Below are 21,669 nucleotides of genomic sequence, written 5' to 3'. Positions count from 1 at the left end.
CAGTATCGCGGGCGTGGCGGCGCGGCGGAGCGATACCTCCGGTCGGGCCCGGGTCGGTACGCTGGCGGCGACCGGACGGGGAGGAGCGTCGTCGATGGGTGAACCGGACGAGCCGAGCACCGCTCGTATGATCGACTTCTGGCTCGGCGGGGAGCACCACTTCGACGTCGACGTGGCCGCCGCGGGCGCCTTCGAGCAGGCGTACGGACCGTGCGCGCCGGTCTTCCGGGAGCTGCGGGCGTTCCTCGGCCGGGCGGTGCGGGCGATCGTCGAGCAGGGCGTGGACGGCTTCCTGGTGTTCGGTGCGGGCGTGCCCACGAGGGGCAACGTGCACGAGGTCGCCGCCGAGGCCACGGTGCTCTACACCGACGTCGACCCGGTCACCATCCGGCTCGGGCAGCGGATCCTCGCCGACAGCGACCGGGCGGGCTACGGCTACGGCGACGCCACCGACATCGGCACGATCGACCCGGCCCAGCTGCACCGATTCGTCCCGGGGTGGGGGCGGCGGCCGGTGGGGGTGGTCTTCCTCGGGCTCGCCGCGTTCCTCGACGACGCCACGCTCACGCGCACCCTTGACGAGCTGTACGCGGCCGCGGCGCCGGGCAGCCTGCTGGCCGTGGACTTCGACACCGAGGAGTTGGCGGCTCATCCCCAGGCGCTGGCGATGATGGGGCCGGCGTTCCGGATGCGTCCCCCGGCGGCGTTCGCCCCGCTGCTGGGCCGGTGGACGCCGACGTCGGACGGGATCCTTCCGGTCCAGCGGTGGCGGCCCGTCGACCCGCCCGCCGAGGTGCCGGACGCGTTCCACGGCGTACTGGCGACGCGGGGGGCCGACTGACCCGCGACGACCGGTTGTCCGGCGGCGTCCGTATGATGCTTGCCCTGTAGCAAGTTTCTGGAGGGACGACCAACCATGGTGGACGCGCCGGACGGGGTGTCGCGCGCGCTGCGCGAGGCCGCGCCCGACCAGTTGGCGGAGGCGGCGGACCGGGCGATCCGGTCGGCGTTGGGCGCGTTGCGCACCGACGTGTTCGTCGCCGACTACCGGATCAGCGGGCTCTGGCCGGTGCTGGATCCGGACCTGCCGGCGGCCGGCGCCCTGGCCCGGCACACCGTGGCGCAGCGCTGCTTCTCCAGCCAGCAGCCGGTGCGCGACGGGCTCGAGGACGGCGCGTGCCGGCTCTATCTGCCGCTGACGGTGTGGGGGGAGCGGCTGGGCGTCCTGCTCATCGAGCTGCCGACGGTGCCGGGCCCGGCGGTCACCGGCCACGCCACGGACATCGCCGGGGACCTGGCGGTGGCGATGCGGGCCGCGGACCGGGAGACCGACCGCTATCGGCGGGCCCGTCGCCGGGAGCGGCTCAGCATGGCCGCCGAGATGCAGTGGGATCTGCTGCCCGGTCGCAGCGTGGCGCACCGCGCCTTTCACCTGGCCGGGCAGTTGGAGCCGGCGTACACCGTCGGTGGGGACCACTTCGACTGGTCGTTGGACGGTGACCGGCTCACCCTGACGGTGCTCAACGGCGAGGGCAGTGGCCTGGCCGCGTCGCTGCTGACGGCGGTCACCGTGAACGCGATGCGCAACGCCCGCCGTTCCGACGGTGGCCTCGTGGAGCAGGCGGAACTGGCGTCGGACACCGTCTACTACCAGCACCGGGGCCGTCGGCACGTGGCCACGCTGCTGCTGGAGCTGGACATCCACACGGGGCGGGTGCGGGCGGTCGACGCCGGTTCACCGCACCTGCTGCGGATGCGGGGCGCGACGGTCGAGCCGATGAAGCTGGAGCAGCAGCTGCCGCTGGGCATGTTCGCCGAGACCCGCTACGAGGTGCAGGAGTTCCTGCTCTCCCCGGGCGACCGCGTCTTCGTCGTCAGCGACGGGGTGTGGGCGGCCGAGCCGGCGGGGCGGGAGCCGTACGGGCAGCGGATGATGGCCCGGTCCCTGCGGGCCACGCGGTTGCAGCCGGCGACCGAGGCGGTTGGTACGGTGATGCGCGAACTGCACGCCTACCACGCGGATTCCGATTTGCGCGACGACGCCGTCGTCGTCTGCCTGGACTGGCATGGTCCGCGTGAGCGGGACGGCGGATGAGGGTCGCCGCCGCCGCGCCGGGCGGGCACCAGCGCGACGACGGCAGGGGACATCGGGTGGAGCGACCTGCGGATCTCGCCTCGGCGATCGACGCGGCCGCCGAGACGCTGATCGCCGTGCTCGACTCGGCTGCCTCGCGGCACCAGGTGCCACCGACCCAGCTGCGGGTGCTGATGCTGATCAGCGGTCGGCGGGAGACAAACGTCAACGGCCTCGCGGAGCTGCTGGACGTGGTGCCCTCCTCGGCCAGCCGCCTCTGCGACCGCCTGGAGGCGACCGGTCTGTTGCGCCGGGTGGCCGACCCCCGCGACCGGCGGGAGGTGCGGTTGGTGCCGACTCCCGCCGCCCTGACCCTGCTGCGGGAGTTGGCGGAGCGGCGGCAGCGCGCGGTGCAGGCCGTGCTGGACAGGATGCCGCAGCGGATGCAGCACGATCTGTTGCTGTCGTTGCTCGCCTTCGGTCGCGCGGCGACGCAGACGGTGCCGGAGCAGCAGACCGATCAGGCGGTCCAGACGGCCTGAGCCGCCACTCCCTTCCACTAGTATCCTAGGACGCTTTACGCGTGGTGATCCACACCACAGTGCGGCACTGCCGCACCGACGACGCGCGGCGGCGGCCGAGGCGGGCGAACGAGCCCGATATAGTGGCAGCGCACTCAGCCGGCCCCGTGATCATCGAGAGCGCGGGCCGCATCAGGGCAGAGGTCCCATCCCGGGGCCGCAGGGGAGCCGGCGGTTGCCGGCCCGACAGCGCGTACGACCTCCGCCGCGCCCGATCTCGGTCTGGCGACGGAGCGTGCGGTGGAGGAGGTTCGGTGTCGCGTCGGCCGGCTCGGGCAGAGCATCCGCGGGACACCGGTGACCAGACCCCCGGCGACCAGGTGCTCACCCTGCCCAACCTCATCAGCTTCGGGCGCCTGCTGGGCGTACCCCTGTTCCTCTACCTGTTCCTGGTGGCCCGCGCGGACGTGGCGGCGGTGGTGGTGCTGGCCATCGGCGGCACCACCGACTGGGTCGACGGCTGGATCGCCCGCCGGCTTCGTCAGGTGAGCCGGCTCGGGGAGCTGCTCGACCCTCTCGCCGACCGGCTGTACATCCTCGCCACGCTGCTCGCCTTCACCGCCCGCGAGGTGGTGCCGTGGCAGTTCACGGCGGCGCTGCTGGCCCGGGAGGCGCTGCTGCTCGGCTCGCTGGCGGTGCTGCGCCGCTACGGGTACGGGCCGCCGCCGGTGCACTACGTGGGCAAGACCGCCACCTTCCTGCTGCTCGCGGCGTTCCCGGTGCTGCTGTTGGCCACCGAGTGGAGCGACGCGGCGACGGCGACGGCAGCGATCGGCTGGGGGTTGCCTGGTGGGGGCTGGTGCTCTACTGGGTGGCCGGCGCGATGTACGTGGTGCAGGCGGCGCGGCTGGTGCGCGCGGCGCGCGGCCCGGGAGCGGCCGCGTGAGCGCGACGCCGCCCGAGCGTCCCCGTCCGGATCGGGTGTACGCCCCGGACTTCCTGACCGAACTGTTCCGCAACCCCCTGGATCCGGGGTACGCCGACGCGGCGGCCGCGCGCCGGCGGGTGGCGTCGTCGCCGGACGCGTCCCGGGGTTGGCCGGCGCGGTCGGTCAGCCTGGTCGTGGTGGTGGTGCTGGGTTTCCTGTTCGCGGTGGCGTATCGCCAGACGATGGCGGACGAGCCGGGGCGTGCCCAGGCCCGCTCCGGGTTGGTGGCGCAGATCAAGGAGCGGGAGAGTCAGACCGACCGGTTGTCGGCGCGCGCGGACCAGTTGCGTGAGGAGGTCAGCCGGCAGCGGGACGCGGCGTTGAGCGGCTCCGCGGCGGCGCGTCTGCGGGACCTGGAGGCGGTCACCGGGCTGGGTCGGGTGCGGGGTGACGGTGTGGTGGTGCGTCTGGCGGACGCTCCGGGCAACGCGGACGCGGTGACCGGTAAGGGCGCGGGGCCGTCGCAGGTGCTGTACAGCGATCTGCAGGGTGTGGCGAACGCGTTGTGGAGCGCCGGCGCGGAGGCGATCTCGATCAACGGTCAGCGGTTGACGTCGACGTCGACGATCCGTACGGCGGGTGAGGCGATCCTGGTGGATTTCCGGCCGGTGACGGGGCCGTACGAGGTGTCGGCGATCGGGCCGGGGTCGATGCGGCGCACGTTCGAGGACAGTCGGAACGCGGCGGTGATGCGGGAGGTCGCGCAGAAGACCGGGCTGTCGTTCGGTGTGCGCAAGGCGGAGGACCTCACTCTGCCGGCGGCTCCGGAGCCGCAGCTACGCTACGCCAAGCCGTCGGTCAGTCCGAGCCCTTCGGGGTCGGGTGTCCGGTCCGGCAGTCCTGGGTCGTCGGGTTCACCGGGGACCGCTAGCCCTTCCGGAGGTGGCGGATGATCGCGGTGCTGGCGTTGCTCGCCGGTGTGGTGCTGGGCGTGTGGCTTGATCCCACGGTGCCGGCGGCGTTGCAGCCGTACCTGCCGATCGCGGTGGTCGCCGCGTTGGACGCGGTGTTCGGTGGGGTGCGGGCGAAGTTGGACCGCATCTTCGACGACAAGCAGTTCGTGGTGTCGTTCATCTCGAACGTGCTGGTGGCGGGTCTGATCGTGTATCTGGGTGACCAGTTGGGGGTGGGCGGGCAGTTGTCCACCGGTGTGGTCGTCGTTCTGGGTGTGCGGATCTTCGGGAATGTGGCGGCGATCCGTCGGCACCTGTTCCGGGCGTAGGTTTGAGGGCGATGAGCGACGAGCAGGCGGAGACGGGGACGGGTTGGCCGCGGCCGGCGGAGCCGGGTCGGCCGGGTGGTCCGGCGGGTGAGCCGGATCCGCGGCCGGACGCGCCGGATCCGGACGAGTTGAGTCCGTTGGCGCCGCATGGGCCGGCGGAGGAGCCGGAGTCGCCGGGTGCGGAGCCCGGGGTGGCGCCGGTCGATGACGGTGCGACGGTGGACCTGAGCGCGGTGTCGCGTGCGGGTGAACCGGTCGACGAGCCGGTGGTTGAGCCGACTGCGCCGGTGGTGGCGGGTCGGTCGCGGTTCAGTGCTGCGGGGGTGATGATCGCGGCGTTGTTGGCGCTGCTGGGGTTCACCCTGGTGGTGCAGTTGCGGACGACGTCGACGGATCCGACGTTGGGGGCGACGCGTCAGGAGGACCTGGTGCGGATCCTGTCGGATCTGGATGCGCGGGAGAATCGCCTGCAGCAGGATATTCGGGCGTTGGAGGACAGTCAGCGGCAGTTGGCCTCGGGTGCGCAGGGTCGGCAGGCGGCGTTGGACGAGGCGACTCGTCGGGCGGACGAGCTGGGGATTCTGGCGGGTACGTTGCCGGCGGTGGGGCCGGGGTTGACGGTGCAGTTCACCAGCAACGGGATCAAGCCGATCACGGCGGACCGGGTGTTGGACGCGGTGCAGGAGTTGCGGGGCGCGGGCGCGGAGGCGATGCAGATCTCCGGTGGTGACCGGGCGACGGTGCGGGTGATCGCATCGACGTACTTCCTGGATGGGGACAACGGGTCGTTGATGGTGGAGGGGCGTCGGTTGACGGGGCCGTTCACGATCACGGTGATCGGTGATCCGGCGACGATGCGTACGGCGTTGAACATTCCTGGTGGGGTGGTCGCGTCGGTCCGGGGTGACGGCGGTAACGTGACGTTTGGGGAGCGTGAGGTTGCCGAGGTTTCGGCGCTGCACGTGCCGACCAAGTAGGAACACGCCCGTCCGGTCTCCTGACCGGCGCGGCCGCGCCGGGCCCGGGTGGTCCGGGGCACCGATGGATGAGGACGCGTCTGGTGATTCCCGAGGATCTGCGATACACCGCCGAGCATGAGTGGGTGGCGGGTGACGGCACCGGCTCGGTCCGGGTCGGCATCACGCACTTCGCGCAGGACGCGTTGGGTGACATCGTGTACGTGCAGTTGCCGGAGGCGGGTGCGGTCGTGGCGGCCGGTGACTCGCTGGGTGAGATCGAGTCGACCAAGAGTGTGTCGGAGATCTACGCGCCGGTCGCGGGCACGGTGGCGGCGCGTAACGACGCGTTGGGTGACACTCCTGAGCTGATCAACACGGATCCGTACGGTGCGGGTTGGTTGGTGGAGATCACGCCGAACGATCCGACGGCGACGGACGGGTTGCTGACGGCGGGCGCGTACCAGAAGATCACCGAAGGCTGAGTGTGCTTGATCCGGTGTGCGTGTTGTCTGCGCGCGTCCGGTTGCCCTGCATTTCGGCGCTGGCTAGGCTCGCCCAGTCGACCGAGAAGAACCCATTAGTTGAGCGTTGTGGAATTGCCTTCCCGGGCACGGGGAGCCAGCCGCCGGGTGAACGAACGCCCGGCGGCCAGACCCGCCATTACCCGACGCCGACCGAACAGATCCGTGAGGTGGTCCCATGACGCGCCCAGACGACGAGTTCCCCCCACTCGACGTCACCTCGACGCTCAATCTCGGCTCGCTCGACGAAGTGCTGGAAGGGCCGGACACCGATGTGGTGCCGAGCCGGATGTCCGGTTCGTTGCCGCCGGGTATGGCGCTGCTGGTGGTTCGTCGCGGTCCGAATGCGGGTGCCCGGTTCCTGTTGGACCACGATGTCACGACCAGTGGCCGGCATCCGGACAGTGACATCTTCCTCGACGATGTGACGGTGTCGCGCCGGCACGCGGAGTTCCACCGTGATGGTGGGACGTTCACGGTGCGGGACGTGGGTAGCCTGAACGGCACGTACGTGAATCGTGAGCGGGTTGAGGCGGCCACGTTGAGCAATGGTGACGAGGTTCAGATCGGTAAGTTCCGGGTGGTGTTCATCGCCGGTCCGCGCCCGGAGGAGGAGGCCGGCCGGGGGTGAACGAGCCTGCGGCCTCCACGCCACCCGGGGCGGCCCGGTCCCAGCCGCTGATGAGCATCGGTGAGGTGCTGGGGCAGTTGCGGGTGGATTTCCCGGACACGACCATTTCGAAGCTGCGGTTCCTCGAGGCCGAGGGGCTGGTGGAGCCGCAGCGGACGGCGGCGGGTTACCGGAAGTACAGCTGGGACGATGTGGCGCGGTTGCGGTTCGTGTTGACCGCGCAGCGGGATCGGTACCTGCCGTTGCGGGTGATCCGTGAGCAGTTGGCGCAGTGGGATTCGTCCGGTGAGCAGCCGGAGCGGTCGCGGCCGGCGTTGGTTGCGGTGGGGCCCGATGGTGCGGTGCCGGGTCGGGAGTCGGCGGAGCCGGCCGAGTCGTCGCAGGTGCGGCTCGGCCGGGCTGAGTTGGTGGCCCGTTCTGGGATCGACGAGTCGACTCTGGTGGAGTTGGAGCGGCTCGGTGTGTTGGTGTCGGATCCGCCGGGGTGGTATGACGCGGATGCGTTGATCATCGCGTCGGCGGTGGCGGGTTTGGCGGCGTACGGGTTGGAGCCGCGGCATCTGCGGGGTTACCGGAGTGCGGCCGATCGTGAGGTCGGGTTGTTCGCGCAGTTGGTGGCGCCGTTGGCGCGGCAGAGTGATCCGGCGGCGCGGGCGCGGGCGGCGGAGACGGCGCGGGAGTTGGTGGCGTTGTCGGAGCAGTTGCACGCGGCGTTGGTGCGGGTGGGGCTGCGCTCGACGTTGGGTCGGTGAGGGTGCCCGGCAGGTGGCGGTGGAGCGGAAAGATCTCTTCTCCGAAGCGTGCCGTAGGCTTGCCGGGGTAACCCCTTTCTGGCGCGGGCGTGGTGCTGAAGCGCATCGGACGGCCGTGTTGCGGTCCGTGTACCGTGCAGGGAAGGGCGCGGTGCGGCGTAGGTGACAACGACACGGAGGCGGCGGTGCGCGAGCTGAGCGTGGTCGGAGTTCGGGTGGAGCTGCCCAGCAACCAGCCGATCGTCCTGCTCAGGGAGGTCGAGGGCGACCGCTATCTGCCGATCTGGATCGGCGCGGTCGAGGCCACGGCTATCGCTTATGAGCAGCAGGGGGTCAAGCCGGCCCGTCCGTTGACGCATGATCTTCTGCGGGATGTGTTGGCGGCGTTGCAGGCGCCGTTGCAGGCGGTGGAGATCACCGAGCTGAAGGAGAACGTGTTCTACGCGGATCTGTTGATCGGTGATGGGGTGCGGGTGTCGGCGCGGCCGAGCGATTCGATTGCGTTGGCGTTGCGGGTCGGTGCGCCGATTCGTTGTGCGGAGCAGGTCCTCAGCGAGGCGGGGATCGTTATCCCCGATGAGCAGGAGGACGAGGTGGAGAAGTTCCGCGAGTTCCTGGAGCAGGTGCGTCCGGAGGATTTCGCGGGCTGAGCGAGCGGCTCGGTTCCGCGCTGGTGTCACGGTGGGTGACGGCGGCGCGTGGTTGGTGATCTTTCTCGGTGGCTGCGCGGCGTGTCGCGTCGGTTCCTCCGTGGTAACCCCTGAGGGTGGCGTTAGGGTTGCCGTGTCGAGGGGTGCGCATCGGAGGAAACGATGTGTCGCCGCACTGACGGGGAGGTTGTCCGGATGCATGAGCCGCAGGATTCCGATCCGGGTACACAGTTGGGTGAGCCGGGTGCCTCGTCGCCGGGTGTGGCGACTGAGGGTGACGGCTCGGTGGGCTACCGAGGTGTGACGGCGTGCCACGCGGTGGGCATCAGTTATCGGCAGTTGGATTACTGGGCGCGGACGACGCTTGTGGTGCCGAGCGTCCGGGACGCGTCGGGTTCGGGGACGCAGCGGTTGTACTCGTTCCGAGATCTGGTGGTGTTGAAGGTCGTGAAGCGGTTGTTGGACGCGGGGGTGTCCCTGCAGAACATCCGTAAGGCGATCGAGGCGTTGCGGTCGCGTGGTGTGGAGGATCTGGCGGGCATCACGCTGATCTCCGACGGGACGACTGTGTACGAGTGTCGGTCTCCGGAGGAGGTGGTCGACCTGTTGCAGGGTGGGCAGGGCGTCTTCGGGATCGCGATCGGTGGGGCGTTCAAGGAGATTCAGGGCTCGTTGTCGCATCTGCCGGCGGAGCCGGCGGTGAGCGGTCCGGCGGAGCCGGTGGTGGGGTCCGCGTCGGATCCGGTGGGTGACGAGTTGGCGGCGCGGCGGGCACGGCGGCGGGCCGGCTGAGTCGCGCTGCGCGTCTGCTGGTGCGCGGCCCGTCAACACGTATGACTTTTTTGGCCGCGTCCGTCTGGTGACTGTGGGTCAGGTCGTGAGGTCCGGGTGACGATTTCCCCGGTGATCGATTCCACAGTGGATACGGTGGGTGTTCTTCCGGTTGCCGACGGTGGATCTTCGGGGTCGACTGTGGTGACGGTACGTGTGCGTCGACTGTCGGGAAACCGATAGGGGGGCCCTGACCGGAGGTCGCGGGCACGCTATGGTCCGTCACGGTCCCCGGTGCGGCGCCGTGGCTTGACGGTGTGACGTCGGTGGCCGTTGCCCCTGCGCGTCACCGCGCGCGCGACCTGTCACCCCGGAAGGAACGACCGTGACGGTTACGGAAGAGACCGCTCCCGCCTCGAATTACGACCGCATCGGCGGCGCGAGTTCGGTGAAGGCGGCCGTGGAGCTGTTCTACGACAAGGTGCTCGCCGATCCGGAGTTGGCGGGCTATTTCGCCACTGTGGACATGGCGGGTCAGCGTCGGCACCTGGCGTTGATGTTGACGGTGGTGCTGGGTGGCCCGAACGAGTACACGGGTCGCGGGTTGGCCGAGGCGCACCAGCCGTTGGGCATTCCGGTGGCGCACTACGCCAAGGTGGGTGAGTACCTGATCGCGACGCTTGCCGAGTTGGGTGTTCCGGCCGACGTGCAGGACGACGTGCGGGCGGTGCTGGCGCAGGTGCAGGACCAGGTGGTGGCCGCCGGAGAGCGTCCGGGCGTCTGAGCGTGGACGCGGCCCGACTCAAGCAGAGTTGGTCCCTCGTCGCCGGGCACGGCGACGAGGTGCCGCTCTACTTCTATTCGACGTTGTTTCTGGCGCATCCCGAGACGCGGCAGATGTTCCCCACGAACATGGCGGGGCAGCGCGATCGGCTGGTCACCGCGTTGGGGCACATCGTGTCCCATGTGGATCAGGTCGATCGGCTGGTGGGTTTCCTGCAGGACCTCGGCGCGGATCACCGGAAGTTCGCGGTCCGCGCGGAGCATTATCCGGCGGTCGGTGAGGCGCTGCTGGCGACGTTGCAGCATTTCCTCGCCGACCAGTGGACCGATGAGCTGGCCCAGGACTGGGCGGCGGCGTACGGGCTGATCGCGCAGGTCATGATGGAGGCGGCGCAGGCCGCCGAGGCGGTGAACCCGCCGTGGTGGGTGGCCGAGATCGTGGCCCACGAGCGGCGGGCGTTCGACGTGGCGGTGTTGACGGTGCGCCCGCAGTACCTGTTGCCGTTCACCCCGGGTCAGTCGATCGGGGTGTCGCATCCGTCGGTGCGGTCGTGGCGGTACTACTCACCGGCGAACGCGCCGCGTGCCGACGGCACGCTGGAGTTGCATGTGCGGGCCGCTCCGGGTGGCGCGGTGTCGTCGCGGCTGGTGTACGGGTCGGCGGTGGGGGACCGTGTGCACCTGGCCGCGCCGGTGGGGGAGCGCCTGGCGTTGTGGTCGGCGGGTTCCAGTGATCTGTTGCTGTTGGCGTCGGGCACCGGCTGGGCGCCGGTGAAGGCGTTGGTGGAGCAGGTCGCCGCGGAGGGTTCCCGTCGTCGCGTGGACCTGTATGTGGGTGCGCGGTCGCGCAGCGAGTTCTACGACAGCGACGCGATCGACAAGTTGGCGTCGTCGTGTCCGTGGTTGACGGTGACGTACGTGGTGGGCGCCGACGTGAACCGGCCGGGTGAGTTCGTGTCCGCGGTGGACCGGGCGTTGGCCGATGGTGACTGGCGTTCGCGGCACGTGTACGTGTGCGGGTCGGACGAGATGGTGTCGCACGCGGTGCAGTCGTTGGCGCGGGCGGGTTACCACGAGGGTCAGGTGCATCACGAGGGTCTGGGCAAGCAGTGGTACGGCCCGGCGTGGCGTACGGCGGCCCAGCAGTCGAGTGAGGGGCTCGCGGGCCCCGTAGTCGCGAACGAGAGGCGTGAGCGGTGAGCGCGACCCCGATCAGCCGGTACGACGGTATGCAGGTGTCCGGCGGTGTGCAGGTGCGGATGACCTCCGACCGGGTTCGGCGGTGGGAGTTCGGGACGGCGCCGTTCGCGCGGCGTGGCTACGACAACGCGGACGTGGACCGGTTCCGGGTGCAGGTGGCCGACGAGTTGGATCTGTTGGCGACGCAGATCGCGAACCTGCGGGCGGAGAACGAGCGGCTCACCGATCGGGTGGAGTTGCACCGGCACGGGGTGATCCCGAGCACTCCGGCGGCGGCGAAGGTGCCGGCGGCGAAGGAGGTGAATCTGCTGTCGGCGGCGCAGCGGGAGGCCGAGCAGATCATCGCGCAGGCGCACGACTACGCGCGGCGGGTCGCCGAGTACGCGCGGGTGCAGTACGAGAGTTACATGCGGGCCGCGGCGGAGGAGGCGAAGCAGGAGGCTGAGCGGGCGGTGGCGGAGTACCGCAGTTCGGCCGGGTCGAGCTTCGACGACACGGTGGCGACCCGGGAGGCGTTGCGGATCTTCGGGGAGATGATGGTGTCGCACATGCAGGCGGCGGCGCGGCATCTCGACGACGGCAGTGAGCAGTTGGCCCGCACGATGGACCGGATCGCGAAGGAGACGCCGGGGGCGCCCTTCGTGGGTGGCGCGGCGGGGCAGGCGGCGTTGCCGCGTCATCACCAGCGGTGACGCACCCGGGTGGGGTCCGCGTAGGGCGAGCCCCGCCCGGGTGGCGTTTCAGTTGCCTCGTTGCTCGGGGTGCACGGGAGTCTCGGTCGTTCGTGTCGGCGAGGACGATCCGTGGGGGAGCACGGCGTACACACCCATGCCCAGTCGGGTCAGCGCGAGAATGGCGGCCAGGGTGATGACGACTGTGATGCCGTGTCCGATGTCTGGTGCCCACAACTGGAGTTTGACGAGTCCGGCGCCCTCCCAGAAGGACGGCACCAGCCAGGCGGCGCCGGCCGCCACGGCGGCGCACGCCGCCACCTCGGCGGCAGTGGCGGCGAGTGGTGGGGCGCGCCGGATGGTGCTCTGGCGCCGGCCGCGGGCCAGGCGGATCCAGGAGTAGGCCAGGGCGGTGAGCAGCAGCGCGGTGACGGCGGCCAGCCCGGCCAGGACCCAGGAGTGGATGGGGTCGGCGCTGACGGACGCGGGTGCGCCGCCGTGCAGGATGCGGGTGAGGTTGAACGCCCCGGCGCTGAGTTGTGCGTCCATCGGCAGACCGTAGACGTTGGTCATGATGATCACGGCGAGGTTCGCGTCGGGGGTCAGCACGATGTGGGTGAAGTAGTCGGGGGTCGCGCCGGCGTGCCAGACCATGCGGGTGCCGATGCCGTCGAGCGTGCTGTTCTGCCAGCCGAACCCGTAGGTGCCGTGACCGGTGGCCACGGTTCCGGTGTGCATCTGTCGGGTGCGGTCAGGGCCGAGGATCCGGGTGTCGCCGTAGCGGCCGCCGCCCAGCTGTGCGATGGCGTAGTGGGACAGGTCGTCGAGGCTGGCGGCGAGGAAGCCGTAAGGCACTCCGGCGGTGTCGAATGGCGCAGCGAAACGTTGTGGCCGACCGAGGTAGTAGCGGTGCCCGGCCGGAATTCCGAGGGCGTTGGCCTCGTCGGCGGAGGCCGCGGAGTGCGTCATCCGCAGGGGGTCGAGCACGTGTCGGCGCAGGTATGCGCCGAAGGTGTCGCCGCTGACGTTCTCGACGAGCGCGCCGAGGATCATGTAGTTGGCGTCGCTGTACTGATAGGTCCGCCCGACAGCGGTGGTGGGCCGCAGGGTGGCGAGGTCACGTACGGACTGGGCCAGGCCGCCGGGGCGGTTGTCGTACCGGTCGGTCAGGGTGGTGCTCCACACCTGCGGGAGTCCGCTGGTGTGGGTGAGCAGGTGGCGGATGGTGACCGTCCGGGCGGTCTGCGCGTCACCGAGGCGCAGCCACGGGAGGTAGGTGGACGCCGGGGTGTCGAGGTCGACGCGGCCGGCCTCGGCCAGTTGCGCCACCGCCAGCGCGGTGAACGACTTGCTCGTCGACCCGAGCAGGAACGGCGTCCGTGTCGTGATCGGCCGGCCGTCGCCGTCGAGACCCCATGCGCCCCGGATGAGCACGTCGTCGCCGCCGACGACCGCGTACGCCAGGCCGGGCGCTTTGATCTCATCCATGTAGGCGCGCAGGTAGTTCTCGCCGGCGGTCAACTCGTCGGCGGTGGCGACGTGGGGGGCCGGGGGTGGGGCTGCGATTGGAGTGGCCGCCGTGGCCACCGCCAGAAGGGCGGCGGCACCGGTGAGGCGCCGGGTGCGTGTCCGCAGTCGAGCCCAGGTGGTGGTCATGTCGCACGTCCTCGTCGACTCGGCACGTCAACCGATCTGACTCAGGAGCTTCTCCAGCGCGGCCAACCGCTGCCGGACGTCGCCGAGTTCGTCGCGCACGCCCTTGAGTTCGTCCGCCACGGCGTGGGCGCTGTCGGCGCTGCGCTCGGCGAGCACCCGATAGCTCGTCTCACGGGCCGCACCATGCCGCGCGCGGTAGAGGCCGATCGCGACGAAGGCGGCGATGGCGATCACCGTCACCACGACCACCGTCGAGGCGATGGTGGAGGTCTGCGCCATGTCCGACGCCATCTGAGGGGTCATTGCTCACTCCCGTTCTACGGCCGGCACCGGGCCGGTCAGGGTCTGCGCGGCGAGCGCGATCACGTCCAGGTCCAGGGCCAGGGTGAACGGCACGGCCTGGACGTACTTCACCGAGCTGCCGTCGGGTGCGGTCACCAGTTCGCCAGTCACCAGACCGGCCGCCTCCAACTTCTGCAGGTGCATGTAGAGCAGCGGCCGGTTCATGTGCAGGCGTCGTGCCAGTTCGCTGACGTAGGTGCGTCTTTGGACCAGGGCAGCAAGGATCCGCAGCCGGTGCGGGTTGGCCAGCGCGGCCAGCAGCGGCACCAACTCGTCGCCGGTCGGCGGGGTGCCACTCATCCGGAAATTCCCTCCTCCGAGCCGTGTCAGATTTCTCTGACATCCCGTGTCATAAAAGTCTGACAGTGGGGGTTCGCGGTGTCAACGCCAGGGCGGCACAGGGGACAGAGCGACCGCCAGCGCCGGGCGGGAGGGAGGCAGCAGGCCGGCGGGGTACGGCTCAGAGGGCGGCGGCGCGGATCGCGTCGGCGATCGGTGTCGGTCCGCTCACGAGTTCGAGGGTCGCGCCGGCGGTGCGGGGTTCGTCGAGGAGCGCGCCGAGGACCACTGCGACGTCGGCGCGGCTGATGGCGCCCCGGCCGGCGTGTCGGGTGAGGGTGACCTGCCCGGTGGGTTCGTCGTCGGTGAGCCGCCCGGGTCGTAGCACCGTCCAGGTCAGGTCGCGGGCGCCCAGGTCGTCCTCGGCGGCGCGTTTGGCGCGCAGGTAGGCGGCCCACACGTCGTCGGTGCCGGCGGCCGGTGGCCTGTCCACGCCCATGGAGGAGACCAGCAGGTAGCGGCGGACGCCGGCGCGGGTGGCGGCGTCGGCGAGCAGCGCGGCGGCGGCCCGGTCGACGGTGTCCTTGCGCGCGGCGCCGCTGCCGGGCCGGCGCCGGCGGCGAACACCACCGCGTCGGCGTCGCGCAGGTGCGCGGCGACCTCGTCGACGTCGGCGTGCTCCAGGTCGCAGACGATCGGGGTGGCGCCGGCGGCGCGCAGGTCGTCGGCCTGGTCGGGGTTGCGGATGAGGCCGACGGCGGTGTCGCCGCGGTCGGCGAGGTGACGCTCCAGCAGCAGGGCGATCTTGCCGTGGCCTCCGGCGATGACGACGCGCATGTGTCCAACCTACCGGCGCGGGCGGTGGGCTTGACCTTGACCTGTGGGCAACCCCCAGGGTGACGGGTGCCGGTCGCCGTGACCGGCGCGAGGAGGATGCCGACGTGGGGTTGCTGACCATCGGGGCGTTCGCCCGGGCGGCGGGGCTGACGCCGAAGGCGTTGCGCCTGTACGCGCGGGTGGGGGTGCTGACGCCGGCCGCGGTGGATCCCGAGTCGGGCTACCGGCTCTACGACCCGCGGCAGGTGCCGCTGGCCCGGCTGGTGGCCCAGTTACGTCGCATCGGCATGCCGCTGGCACAGATCCGCGGCGTGTGCGACCTGGAGCCCGCGGCGGCGGCGGAGGCGGTCACCGCGTACTGGCGGCAGGTGTCGGTCGACACCGCGGCTCGCGCCCGGCTCGCCGGCCTCCTCGTGGATCACCTGTCCGAAGGGAGCACCACCATGTCGTCGAGAACGAACCGTGCCGTCGCCGTCCGCTACGCCACCGGGTGTGACAGCGGGATCGTGCGGGACAGCAACGAGGACGTCGCGTACGCCAGTGACCGGTTGCTGGCCGTCGCCGACGGGGTGCGAGGGCCCGGCGGCGCGGCCGCCAGCGCCGCCGCCGTCGACGCCCTGACCGCGGTGGATCTCGCCGACGGGCCGCCCGTCGACCTGCTGACGACGCTGGCGGGGGCGGTCACCGACGCCGACCGGGTGGTGCGGCGGCTGGCGACCGACGAGCACCAGCCGGCGACGACGCTCACCGCGCTGCTGCGCAGCGGCACCCACCTGGCGGTGGTGCACGTCGGTGACACCCGGGCGTACCTGTTGCGCGACGGTGAGTTGTCCCTGCTGACGCAGGACCACACGTGGGTGCAGGCCCAGGTGGATCAGGGTCGGCTCGACCGCGACGAGGCGGGCGCGCATCCGCAGCGGGCGCTGCTGGTGCGGGCGCTCGGCGGCGGTGAGCAGGTCGAGGCCGACCTGGCGCTGCGCACGGCGCTGCCCGGTGACCGGTACCTGCTGTGCTCCGACGGGCTGTGGGCCGTCGTCGACCGGGCGGCCCTGTTCGCGACGCTGCGCGCGGCGGCCGATCCGCAGCGCGCGGTGCGGGACCTGATCGCCGCGGCGCGGGCCGCGGGGGCGCCGGACAACATCGCGTGCGTCGTCGCGGACGTCGTCGCGGTGTAGACGCGGCGGGTGTTCGGCGTCGGCGGGTGCGCTGAGGCAGCATGGAGGGGTGACGAACAGTCTGGACGCGTTGACCTCGCTGGTGGCCGGTGGTCAGGTGGTGGTGCTCAGCGGTGCGGGCCTGTCCACCGAATCGGGTATCCCGGACTATCGGGGGCCCAGCGGGGTGGCGCGCCGGCACACCCCGATGACCTTCCAGGCGTTCACCCGGGATCCCCTGGCGCGGCGGCGGTACTGGGCGCGCAGCCACCTGGGGTGGCGGCTGATCGCGCGGGCGGCGCCGAACGACGGGCACCGCGCGGTGGCGCGGCTGCAACGCGCCGGTCTGGTCGACGCGGTGATCACGCAGAACGTCGACGGGCTGCACGGCGCCGCCGGCAGCGACCGGGTGGTCGAGTTGCACGGCCGCCTCGACGAGGTGGTCTGCCTGGACTGCGGCAACCTGACCTCCCGGGAGGAGGTCGACCGGCGGCTGCGTGAGGCCAACCCGGACTTCGTGGCCCGCGTCGCCGCCGTCAACCCGGACGGTGATGTGGATCTCCCCGACGAGCAGGTGGCCGGGTTCCGGCCGGTGGACTGCGGGATCTGCGGGACGGGGATGCTGAAACCGGACGTGGTGTTCTTCGGCGAGACCGTGCCGCCGCAGCGGGTGGCGCGGTGTTTCGCGCTTGTGGAGCAGGCGCGCGCGGTGGTGGTGCTCGGGTCGTCGTTGACTGTCATGTCGGGGCGCCGGTTCGTGATCCGGGCGGCGAAACGGGGCATTGCGGTGGCGATCGTCAACCAGGGGCCGACCCGCGGTGACGGGTACGCCACGGTGTGCGTCGACGCGCCGCTGGGGACGGTGCTGCCGGCGCTTGCCGAGCGGGTCGCCGGCGGGGCCGCGCCGCTGGCCGCGCCGGCCGGCGTGTGACGTCACAGGGGTAGGACATCTGCCGGAAACACCGGCGCTGGTAGCGTTGACCATGCCGGTACCACCCACGTGGGAGAGACCGCCCGACAGCAGCAGGGGCGGCGCCGAAGGGGCAAATCCTCCCCGGAACCTCTCAGGCAAAAGGACCTCGTGGGCAGGCACTGTGGAGCGCTGTGCGGGCGCGACAGAGGGGGAGGCCGATCCGTCGACCTCGCCCGGGAGCGCCCCTGATGTCCGTAGAGCAGTTCGCCACCCGTCACATCGGTCCCGGAGCGGACGACGAGCGCCGCATGCTGGAGGCCGTCGGGCACGACTCGATCGACGAGCTGATGGACGCCGCGATCCCCGAGGTGATCCGCTGGCACGGCACCCTCGACCTGCCGGAGGCGGCCACCGAGGCCGAGGCGATCGCCGAGCTGCGGGCCCTCGCGGCGCGCAACACCGTCGCCGTGTCGATGATCGGTCTGGGCTACCACGGCACGCACACCCCGGCGGTGATCCGCCGTAACGTGCTGGAGGACCCGGCCTGGTACACGGCATACACCCCGTACCAGCCGGAGATCAGCCAGGGCCGCCTGGAGGCGCTGCTGAACTTCCAGACGATGGTCACCGACCTGACCGGCCTGGCCACCGCGAACGCCTCGATGCTCGACGAGGGCACCGCCGCCGCGGAGGCCATGACCCTCGCGCGGCGCGCGTCCAAGAGCAAGAGCCGGGTGTACGTCGTCGACGCCGACGCCCTGCCGCAGACCATCGCGGTGATCACCAGCCGGGCCGAGCCGCTCGGCATCGAGGTGCGGGTCGTCGACGTCGAGCGCGACGAGCTGCCGGGGGAGTTCTTCGGTCTGCACCTGCAGTACCCGGGGGCGTCCGGGGCGGTCCGTGACCACGCGGGTCTCGTCGAGTCGGCGCACGCCGTCGGGGCGCTGGTCACCGTCGCCGCGGATCTGCTGGCGTTGACGCTGCTGCGCGCACCGGGGGAGATCGGCGCGGACATCGCCGCCGGCACCACCCAACGCTTCGGCGTACCCATGGGCTTCGGTGGACCGCACGCCGGCTACCTGGCGGTGCGTTCCGGCCTGGAGCGGATGCTGCCCGGCCGCCTCGTCGGGGTGTCCCGCGACGCCGACGGCAACCCGGCGTACCGGCTGGCGTTGCAGACCCGCGAGCAGCACATCCGCCGGGAGAAGGCGACAAGCAACATCTGCACCGCGCAGGTGCTCCTCGCCGTGATGGCCGGCATGTACGCCGTCTACCACGGCCCGGACGGACTGCGGGAGATCGCGACGCGTACCCACGCCATGGCGGCGCGGCTCGCGGCCGGGCTGCGCGCCGGCGGCGTCGACGTCGCGGACGTCGCGTTCTTCGACACCGTCACCGCGCGCGTGCCGGGCGCGGCGGCGCAGGTCGTCGCGGCCGCCGCCGAGCGGGGCGTGAACCTGCGGCTGGTCGACGCCGACCGGGTGGGCGTGTCCTGCGACGAGACCACCACGCTCGCGCACCTGGCGCAGGTGTGGGCGGCGTTCGGGGTGCCCGCGTTCGACGGGGCCGTGGACGCGGCCCTGCCTGTCGACCTGGCCCGCACCAGTGACTTCCTCACCCACCCGGTGTTCCGCAGCCACCACTCGGAGACGGCGATGCTGCGCTACCTGCGGCGGCTGTCGGACTTCGACTACGCCCTGGACCGGGGCATGATCCCGCTGGGGTCGTGCACGATGAAGCTGAACGCGACCACCGAGATGGAGCCGGTCAGCTGGGCGGAGTTCGCGAACGTCCACCCGTTCGCGCCGGACGCGCAGACCGCCGGGTACCGGGAGATGATCGGTCAGCTGGAGTCGTGGCTGGCCGAGGTGACCGGCTACGACGCGGTGAGCGTGCAGCCCAACGCCGGGTCGCAAGGTGAGCTGGCCGGTCTGCTGGCGATTCGCTCGTACCACGCCTCGCGGGGTGAGACGCACCGCGACGTGTGCCTGATCCCGTCGTCGGCGCACGGCACCAACGCCGCGTCGGCCGTGATGGCCGGCATGCGCGTCGTCGTGGTGGCCTGCGACGACAACGGCAACGTCGACCTCGTCGACCTGGACGCGAAGATCGACAAGCACCGCGACGCCCTCGCCGCGATCATGGTGACGTACCCGTCGACGCACGGCGTGTACGAGACGGGCATCGCGTCGCTGTGCGCGAAGGTCCACGACGCCGGCGGGCAGGTGTACGTCGACGGCGCGAACCTCAACGCCCTCGTCGGGTTCGCCAAGCCGGGCAGGTTCGGCGCGGATGTGTCGCACCTGAACCTGCACAAGACGTTCTGCATCCCGCACGGCGGCGGCGGCCCCGGCGTCGGCCCGGTGGCGGTACGCGCGCACCTCGCGCCGTTCCTGCCCGGCGACCCGCTGGGCGCGCACGCCGACGCGACGCCGGCGATCTCGGCGGCGAAGTACGGGTCGGCGGGCATCCTGCCGATCCCGTGGGCGTACCTGCGGATGATGGGCGCCGAGGGCCTGACCCGGGCCACCGGCGTGGCGGTCCTCGCCGCGAACTACGTGGCGGCGCGGCTGCGCGGGCACTACCCGGTGCTGTACGCCGGCAACAAGGGCCTGGTGGCGCACGAGTGCATCCTCGACCTGCGGCCGTTGACGAAGGCGACAGGCGTGAGCGTCGACGACGTGGCGAAGCGGCTGATCGACTACGGCTTCCACGCGCCGACGATGTCGTTCCCCGTCGCCGGGACGCTGATGGTGGAGCCGACCGAGAGCGAGGACCTGGCCGAGCTGGACCGGTTCTGCGACGCGATGATCGCGATCCGGGCGGAGATCGAGCAGGTCGCGGCGGGGCAGTGGCCGGCGGGGGACAACCCCCTGACCAACGCGCCGCACACCGCGGCGATGGTCAGCGGCGACGAGTGGCCGCACCCGTACCCGCGGTCGGTGGGCGCATACCCGGCCGGGGTGGACCGGGCCGGTAAGTACTGGCCGCCGGTGCGGCGCATCGACGGCGCGTACGGCGACCGGAACCTGGTCTGCTCGTGCCCGTCGCCCGAGGCATTCGAGGACTGACGCTCCTCGGGCGAGCCGGGGCGGGCGGTACGGCCTGCCCCGGCTGCCGCTGCGACCTGGGCGGGGACGTCCCGTACCGGGGGACTAGCCTGGGTCGACGGCGGCTGTTCGGTGACGCTGGGTGGTCGTTCAGGCCACGAGAGCGTGGCGGGCGGGGCCGCGGTGCGGTGCGATGCTGCTGCCGTCGGGGAGCAGCTCGCCGGTGTCCTCGAAGACGATGACACCGTTGCAGAGCAGGCTCCAGCCCTGCTCACGGAAGCAGGCGAGGACTCGTGCGGCTTCCCGGTCGGTGGCTTCAGCGGAGGGGCAGGTCGGTTGGTGCTGGCACATCGGGTTCTCCGGACTGTGGGGGCACTGTGTCATGGTTCACATGACCAGTGACGCACAGTACCAAGCGAAAGTGTCCAGCATCGAGCAGGTGGCGGCCTGGCGTACGGGAAATCCACTGAACGGATGAGGAAGGTCGGACCATACGGCGTGGAAACGCTCCCACAGGTGCTGGTCGATGTGCCGGCGGCACCCACAGCCTGTCGCGACACACTCGCCGAACGCGCCCGCCTGCACTGGCACCGCACCGACGGCGGCGACCCCGCCGCACTCGCCGAAGAGTTCCTCGCCGCCCACGGCCTGAACCTGCGCGACCTCACCCGCCCCACCACCGGCCACCACGACACCGCCGGACCCTGCGGCGCCGCCCTCTACCTCTCCGCCGCCGCCGGAGCACACCTCGCCGGCGCCCCCACCCCCGCGCCCGAACCCGCCCCCACCCTGCCCGACCTCGCCGTCGTCGTCTACGACCACGGCCCCACCCGACGCGCCCCCGCCCGCGCGGCGACACCCTGGTGGCTCGGTGCGTGGACCGAGAGCTGGACACCACAGCAACACGCCGCCGCCGTCGACGCCGTCCGCGCCGCCATCGCCCGCGGCGACCTCTACCAGGCCAACCTCGTCGGCCACGCCGCCGCCCCCTACACCGGCGACCCACTGCCCGCCCTCCGCCGCCTCGGCGCACTACCCGGCGCCCGCTACGGCGGCGTCCTCACCGGCGACAACTGGGCCATCGGCTGCGCCTCCCCGGAAACCCTCATCGAGGTCCGCGACGGACACCTCATCACCCGACCCATCAAGGGCACCCGCCCCGCCACCCCCACCGGCCGCGCCGAACTGCTCACCAGCGCCAAGGAACGCGCCGAACACATCATGATCGTCGACCTCGAACGCAACGACCTCGCCCGCATCGCCCGCACCGGCACCGTCACCGTCGACGACCTGTTCACCGTGCGCCGCTGGTGCGACCTCTGGCAGGCCGAATCCACCGTCCGCGCCACCCCCGCCGACGGCCTCGGCCTCGCCGACCTGCTACGCGCCACCTGCCCCGGCGGCTCCGTCACCGGCGCACCGAAACTCGCCGCCCTGACCCACATCGCCGCCGCAGAACCCGTCGGCCGCGGCGCCAGCATGGGCGCCCTCGGCTGGGTCACCCCCGGCCACATCGACCTCGGCCTCACCATCCGCACCGCCGCCGCCGACGGCGAGCACCTGCACACCTGGGCCGGCGGCGGCATCACCTGGGACAGCGACGCCCACGCCGAAGTCGCCGAAGCCGCCGCGAAGACCACACCCGTCCGCGCCACCCTGGCCGGACACTGACCCCGCCACCGACGGCGATACGCT

Annotated in this window: 23 protein-coding genes, 2 pseudogenes and 1 riboswitch; of the genes and pseudogenes, 19 read left to right on the top strand and 6 right to left on the bottom strand. The window is 71.6% G+C overall.

Features of this window, described 5'->3' with window-relative positions; genetic code table 11:
* Positions 1-94: 94 nt before the first annotated feature.
* The 15 genes and pseudogenes from MILUP08_RS18450 to MILUP08_RS37155 all read left to right on the top strand — a co-directional run bounded on the left by MILUP08_RS18450 (position 95) and on the right by MILUP08_RS37155 (position 11,764).
* Positions 95-841, top strand: a complete 747-nt coding sequence (locus MILUP08_RS18450; protein ID WP_007460362.1) for an SAM-dependent methyltransferase — start codon at positions 95-97, stop codon at positions 839-841.
* A 75-nt stretch (positions 842-916) separates the two neighbouring features.
* Entirely contained in the window at positions 917-2,095 is a 1,179-nt protein-coding gene (locus MILUP08_RS18445) for a PP2C family protein-serine/threonine phosphatase (RefSeq protein ID WP_007460361.1), read from the top strand.
* Between the two features lie 56 nt (positions 2,096-2,151).
* Positions 2,152-2,616 (top strand): MarR family winged helix-turn-helix transcriptional regulator, encoded by a 465-nt coding sequence (locus MILUP08_RS18440; protein WP_039906243.1) that lies wholly within the window; start codon positions 2,152-2,154, stop codon positions 2,614-2,616.
* Positions 2,617-2,909: 293 nt separating this feature from the next.
* Positions 2,910-3,541 (top strand): annotated as a pseudogene (gene clsA, locus MILUP08_RS18435) (cardiolipin synthase ClsA).
* Positions 3,538-4,476 carry a DUF881 domain-containing protein gene (locus MILUP08_RS18430; RefSeq protein WP_007460357.1) on the top strand — a complete coding sequence of 313 codons (939 nt, stop codon included), beginning with the start codon at positions 3,538-3,540 and terminating at the stop codon, positions 4,474-4,476. The pseudogene clsA and the gene MILUP08_RS18430 overlap by 4 nt, the downstream one beginning before the upstream one ends.
* On the top strand, positions 4,473-4,805 hold the full coding sequence (locus MILUP08_RS18425) for a small basic family protein (protein ID WP_007460356.1): 333 nt from the start codon (positions 4,473-4,475) through the stop codon (positions 4,803-4,805). Before MILUP08_RS18430 ends, MILUP08_RS18425 begins: the two co-directional genes overlap by 4 nt.
* An 11-nt stretch (positions 4,806-4,816) precedes the next feature.
* The gene (locus MILUP08_RS18420; RefSeq protein ID WP_007460355.1) at positions 4,817-5,782 is read left to right on the top strand and encodes a DUF881 domain-containing protein; all 966 of its coding nucleotides are present in this window, start codon (positions 4,817-4,819) and stop codon (positions 5,780-5,782) included.
* A gap of 83 nt (positions 5,783-5,865) precedes the next feature.
* Positions 5,866-6,246: a glycine cleavage system protein GcvH gene (gcvH, locus tag MILUP08_RS18415; protein ID WP_007460354.1), complete on the top strand. Its 381-nt coding sequence runs from the start codon at positions 5,866-5,868 to the stop codon at positions 6,244-6,246.
* 217 nt (positions 6,247-6,463) lie between these two features.
* Complete coding sequence (odhI, locus tag MILUP08_RS18410) at positions 6,464-6,916, top strand: oxoglutarate dehydrogenase inhibitor Odhl (RefSeq protein ID WP_007071101.1); 453 nt, start codon at positions 6,464-6,466, stop codon at positions 6,914-6,916.
* A gap of 50 nt (positions 6,917-6,966) precedes the next feature.
* Positions 6,967-7,668, top strand: coding sequence for a transcriptional regulator FtsR (ftsR, locus tag MILUP08_RS18405; protein WP_193376631.1), 702 nt, complete (start codon positions 6,967-6,969; stop codon positions 7,666-7,668).
* Positions 7,669-7,853: 185 nt separating this feature from the next.
* Positions 7,854-8,318: a bifunctional nuclease family protein gene (locus tag MILUP08_RS18400; protein WP_007460347.1), complete on the top strand. Its 465-nt coding sequence runs from the start codon at positions 7,854-7,856 to the stop codon at positions 8,316-8,318.
* Between the two features lie 195 nt (positions 8,319-8,513).
* Entirely contained in the window at positions 8,514-9,110 is a 597-nt protein-coding gene (locus tag MILUP08_RS18395) for a MerR family transcriptional regulator (RefSeq protein ID WP_007460345.1), read from the top strand.
* Between the two features lie 364 nt (positions 9,111-9,474).
* Positions 9,475-9,873: a group I truncated hemoglobin gene (locus MILUP08_RS18390; protein WP_007460343.1), complete on the top strand. Its 399-nt coding sequence runs from the start codon at positions 9,475-9,477 to the stop codon at positions 9,871-9,873.
* A 2-nt stretch (positions 9,874-9,875) separates the two neighbouring features.
* Positions 9,876-11,072 carry a globin domain-containing protein gene (locus MILUP08_RS18385; protein ID WP_007460341.1) on the top strand — a complete coding sequence of 399 codons (1,197 nt, stop codon included), beginning with the start codon at positions 9,876-9,878 and terminating at the stop codon, positions 11,070-11,072.
* Positions 11,069-11,764, top strand: a complete 696-nt coding sequence (locus MILUP08_RS37155; RefSeq protein ID WP_007460339.1) for a DivIVA domain-containing protein — start codon at positions 11,069-11,071, stop codon at positions 11,762-11,764. Before MILUP08_RS18385 ends, MILUP08_RS37155 begins: the two co-directional genes overlap by 4 nt.
* Positions 11,765-11,812: 48 nt before the next feature.
* Here the strand turns inward: MILUP08_RS37155 and MILUP08_RS18375 are convergent, their stop codons facing one another.
* From MILUP08_RS18375 to MILUP08_RS37145, 5 genes and pseudogenes are all read right to left on the bottom strand, one after another.
* The gene (locus MILUP08_RS18375; protein WP_007460337.1) at positions 11,813-13,399 is read right to left on the bottom strand and encodes a serine hydrolase domain-containing protein; all 1,587 of its coding nucleotides are present in this window, start codon (positions 13,397-13,399) and stop codon (positions 11,813-11,815) included.
* A 27-nt stretch (positions 13,400-13,426) separates the two neighbouring features.
* Positions 13,427-13,702 (bottom strand): hypothetical protein, encoded by a 276-nt coding sequence (locus tag MILUP08_RS18370; RefSeq protein WP_007460334.1) that lies wholly within the window; start codon positions 13,700-13,702, stop codon positions 13,427-13,429.
* 3 nt (positions 13,703-13,705) lie between these two features.
* Positions 13,706-14,041, bottom strand: a complete 336-nt coding sequence (locus tag MILUP08_RS18365) for an ArsR/SmtB family transcription factor (RefSeq protein ID WP_007460332.1) — start codon at positions 14,039-14,041, stop codon at positions 13,706-13,708.
* A gap of 160 nt (positions 14,042-14,201) precedes the next feature.
* Positions 14,202-14,576, bottom strand: coding sequence for an NAD(P)H-binding protein (locus MILUP08_RS37150; RefSeq protein WP_272944021.1), 375 nt, complete (start codon positions 14,574-14,576; stop codon positions 14,202-14,204).
* 116 nt (positions 14,577-14,692) lie between these two features.
* Positions 14,693-14,857: pseudogene (locus MILUP08_RS37145) on the bottom strand (NAD(P)H-binding protein); the annotation flags it as partial.
* Positions 14,858-14,961: 104 nt separating this feature from the next.
* Between MILUP08_RS37145 and MILUP08_RS18355 the strand changes: the two are divergent.
* The 3 genes from MILUP08_RS18355 (at position 14,962) to gcvP (ending at position 19,995) form a co-directional block, all read left to right on the top strand.
* Positions 14,962-16,032 (top strand): MerR family transcriptional regulator, encoded by a 1,071-nt coding sequence (locus tag MILUP08_RS18355; protein ID WP_007460329.1) that lies wholly within the window; start codon positions 14,962-14,964, stop codon positions 16,030-16,032.
* A 49-nt stretch (positions 16,033-16,081) separates the two neighbouring features.
* Positions 16,082-16,942: an NAD-dependent protein deacetylase gene (locus MILUP08_RS18350; RefSeq protein WP_007460328.1), complete on the top strand. Its 861-nt coding sequence runs from the start codon at positions 16,082-16,084 to the stop codon at positions 16,940-16,942.
* Positions 16,943-17,002: 60 nt separating this feature from the next.
* Positions 17,003-17,101: riboswitch (glycine riboswitch) on the top strand.
* Positions 17,102-17,172: 71 nt separating this feature from the next.
* Positions 17,173-19,995, top strand: a complete 2,823-nt coding sequence (gene gcvP, locus MILUP08_RS18345; protein WP_007460327.1) for an aminomethyl-transferring glycine dehydrogenase — start codon at positions 17,173-17,175, stop codon at positions 19,993-19,995.
* A 129-nt stretch (positions 19,996-20,124) separates the two neighbouring features.
* Here the strand turns inward: gcvP and MILUP08_RS18340 are convergent, their stop codons facing one another.
* Positions 20,125-20,325 carry a DUF5999 family protein gene (locus MILUP08_RS18340; RefSeq protein WP_007460326.1) on the bottom strand — a complete coding sequence of 67 codons (201 nt, stop codon included), beginning with the start codon at positions 20,323-20,325 and terminating at the stop codon, positions 20,125-20,127.
* A gap of 123 nt (positions 20,326-20,448) precedes the next feature.
* Between MILUP08_RS18340 and MILUP08_RS18335 the strand changes: the two genes are divergently transcribed.
* On the top strand, positions 20,449-21,645 hold the full coding sequence (locus MILUP08_RS18335; RefSeq protein ID WP_007460323.1) for a chorismate-binding protein: 1,197 nt from the start codon (positions 20,449-20,451) through the stop codon (positions 21,643-21,645).
* The last annotated feature ends 24 nt before the right edge of the window (positions 21,646-21,669 follow it).

Origin of the sequence: Micromonospora lupini str. Lupac 08 (assembly GCF_000297395.2) — a bacterium.
GTDB lineage: Bacteria > Actinomycetota > Actinomycetes > Mycobacteriales > Micromonosporaceae > Micromonospora > Micromonospora lupini.
The sequence above is the reverse complement of the archived record's forward strand: the minus strand, read 5'-3'. Positions and strand labels throughout refer to the sequence as shown.

Coding starts and splice junctions, on each gene's coding strand:
- MILUP08_RS18420 (WP_007460355.1), top strand. CDS start 4,817: ATGAGCGACGAGCAGGCGGAGACGGGGACGGGTTGGCCGCGGCCGGCG.
- MILUP08_RS18365 (WP_007460332.1), bottom strand. CDS start 14,041: ATGAGTGGCACCCCGCCGACCGGCGACGAGTTGGTGCCGCTGCTGGCC.
- odhI (WP_007071101.1), top strand. CDS start 6,464: ATGACGCGCCCAGACGACGAGTTCCCCCCACTCGACGTCACCTCGACG.
- MILUP08_RS18450 (WP_007460362.1), top strand. CDS start 95: ATGGGTGAACCGGACGAGCCGAGCACCGCTCGTATGATCGACTTCTGG.
- ftsR (WP_193376631.1), top strand. CDS start 6,967: ATGAGCATCGGTGAGGTGCTGGGGCAGTTGCGGGTGGATTTCCCGGAC.
- MILUP08_RS18370 (WP_007460334.1), bottom strand. CDS start 13,702: ATGACCCCTCAGATGGCGTCGGACATGGCGCAGACCTCCACCATCGCC.
- MILUP08_RS18425 (WP_007460356.1), top strand. CDS start 4,473: ATGATCGCGGTGCTGGCGTTGCTCGCCGGTGTGGTGCTGGGCGTGTGG.
- MILUP08_RS18340 (WP_007460326.1), bottom strand. CDS start 20,325: ATGTGCCAGCACCAACCGACCTGCCCCTCCGCTGAAGCCACCGACCGG.
- MILUP08_RS18375 (WP_007460337.1), bottom strand. CDS start 13,399: ATGACCACCACCTGGGCTCGACTGCGGACACGCACCCGGCGCCTCACC.
- gcvP (WP_007460327.1), top strand. CDS start 17,173: ATGTCCGTAGAGCAGTTCGCCACCCGTCACATCGGTCCCGGAGCGGAC.
- MILUP08_RS18335 (WP_007460323.1), top strand. CDS start 20,449: ATGAGGAAGGTCGGACCATACGGCGTGGAAACGCTCCCACAGGTGCTG.
- MILUP08_RS18445 (WP_007460361.1), top strand. CDS start 917: ATGGTGGACGCGCCGGACGGGGTGTCGCGCGCGCTGCGCGAGGCCGCG.
- MILUP08_RS18395 (WP_007460345.1), top strand. CDS start 8,514: ATGCATGAGCCGCAGGATTCCGATCCGGGTACACAGTTGGGTGAGCCG.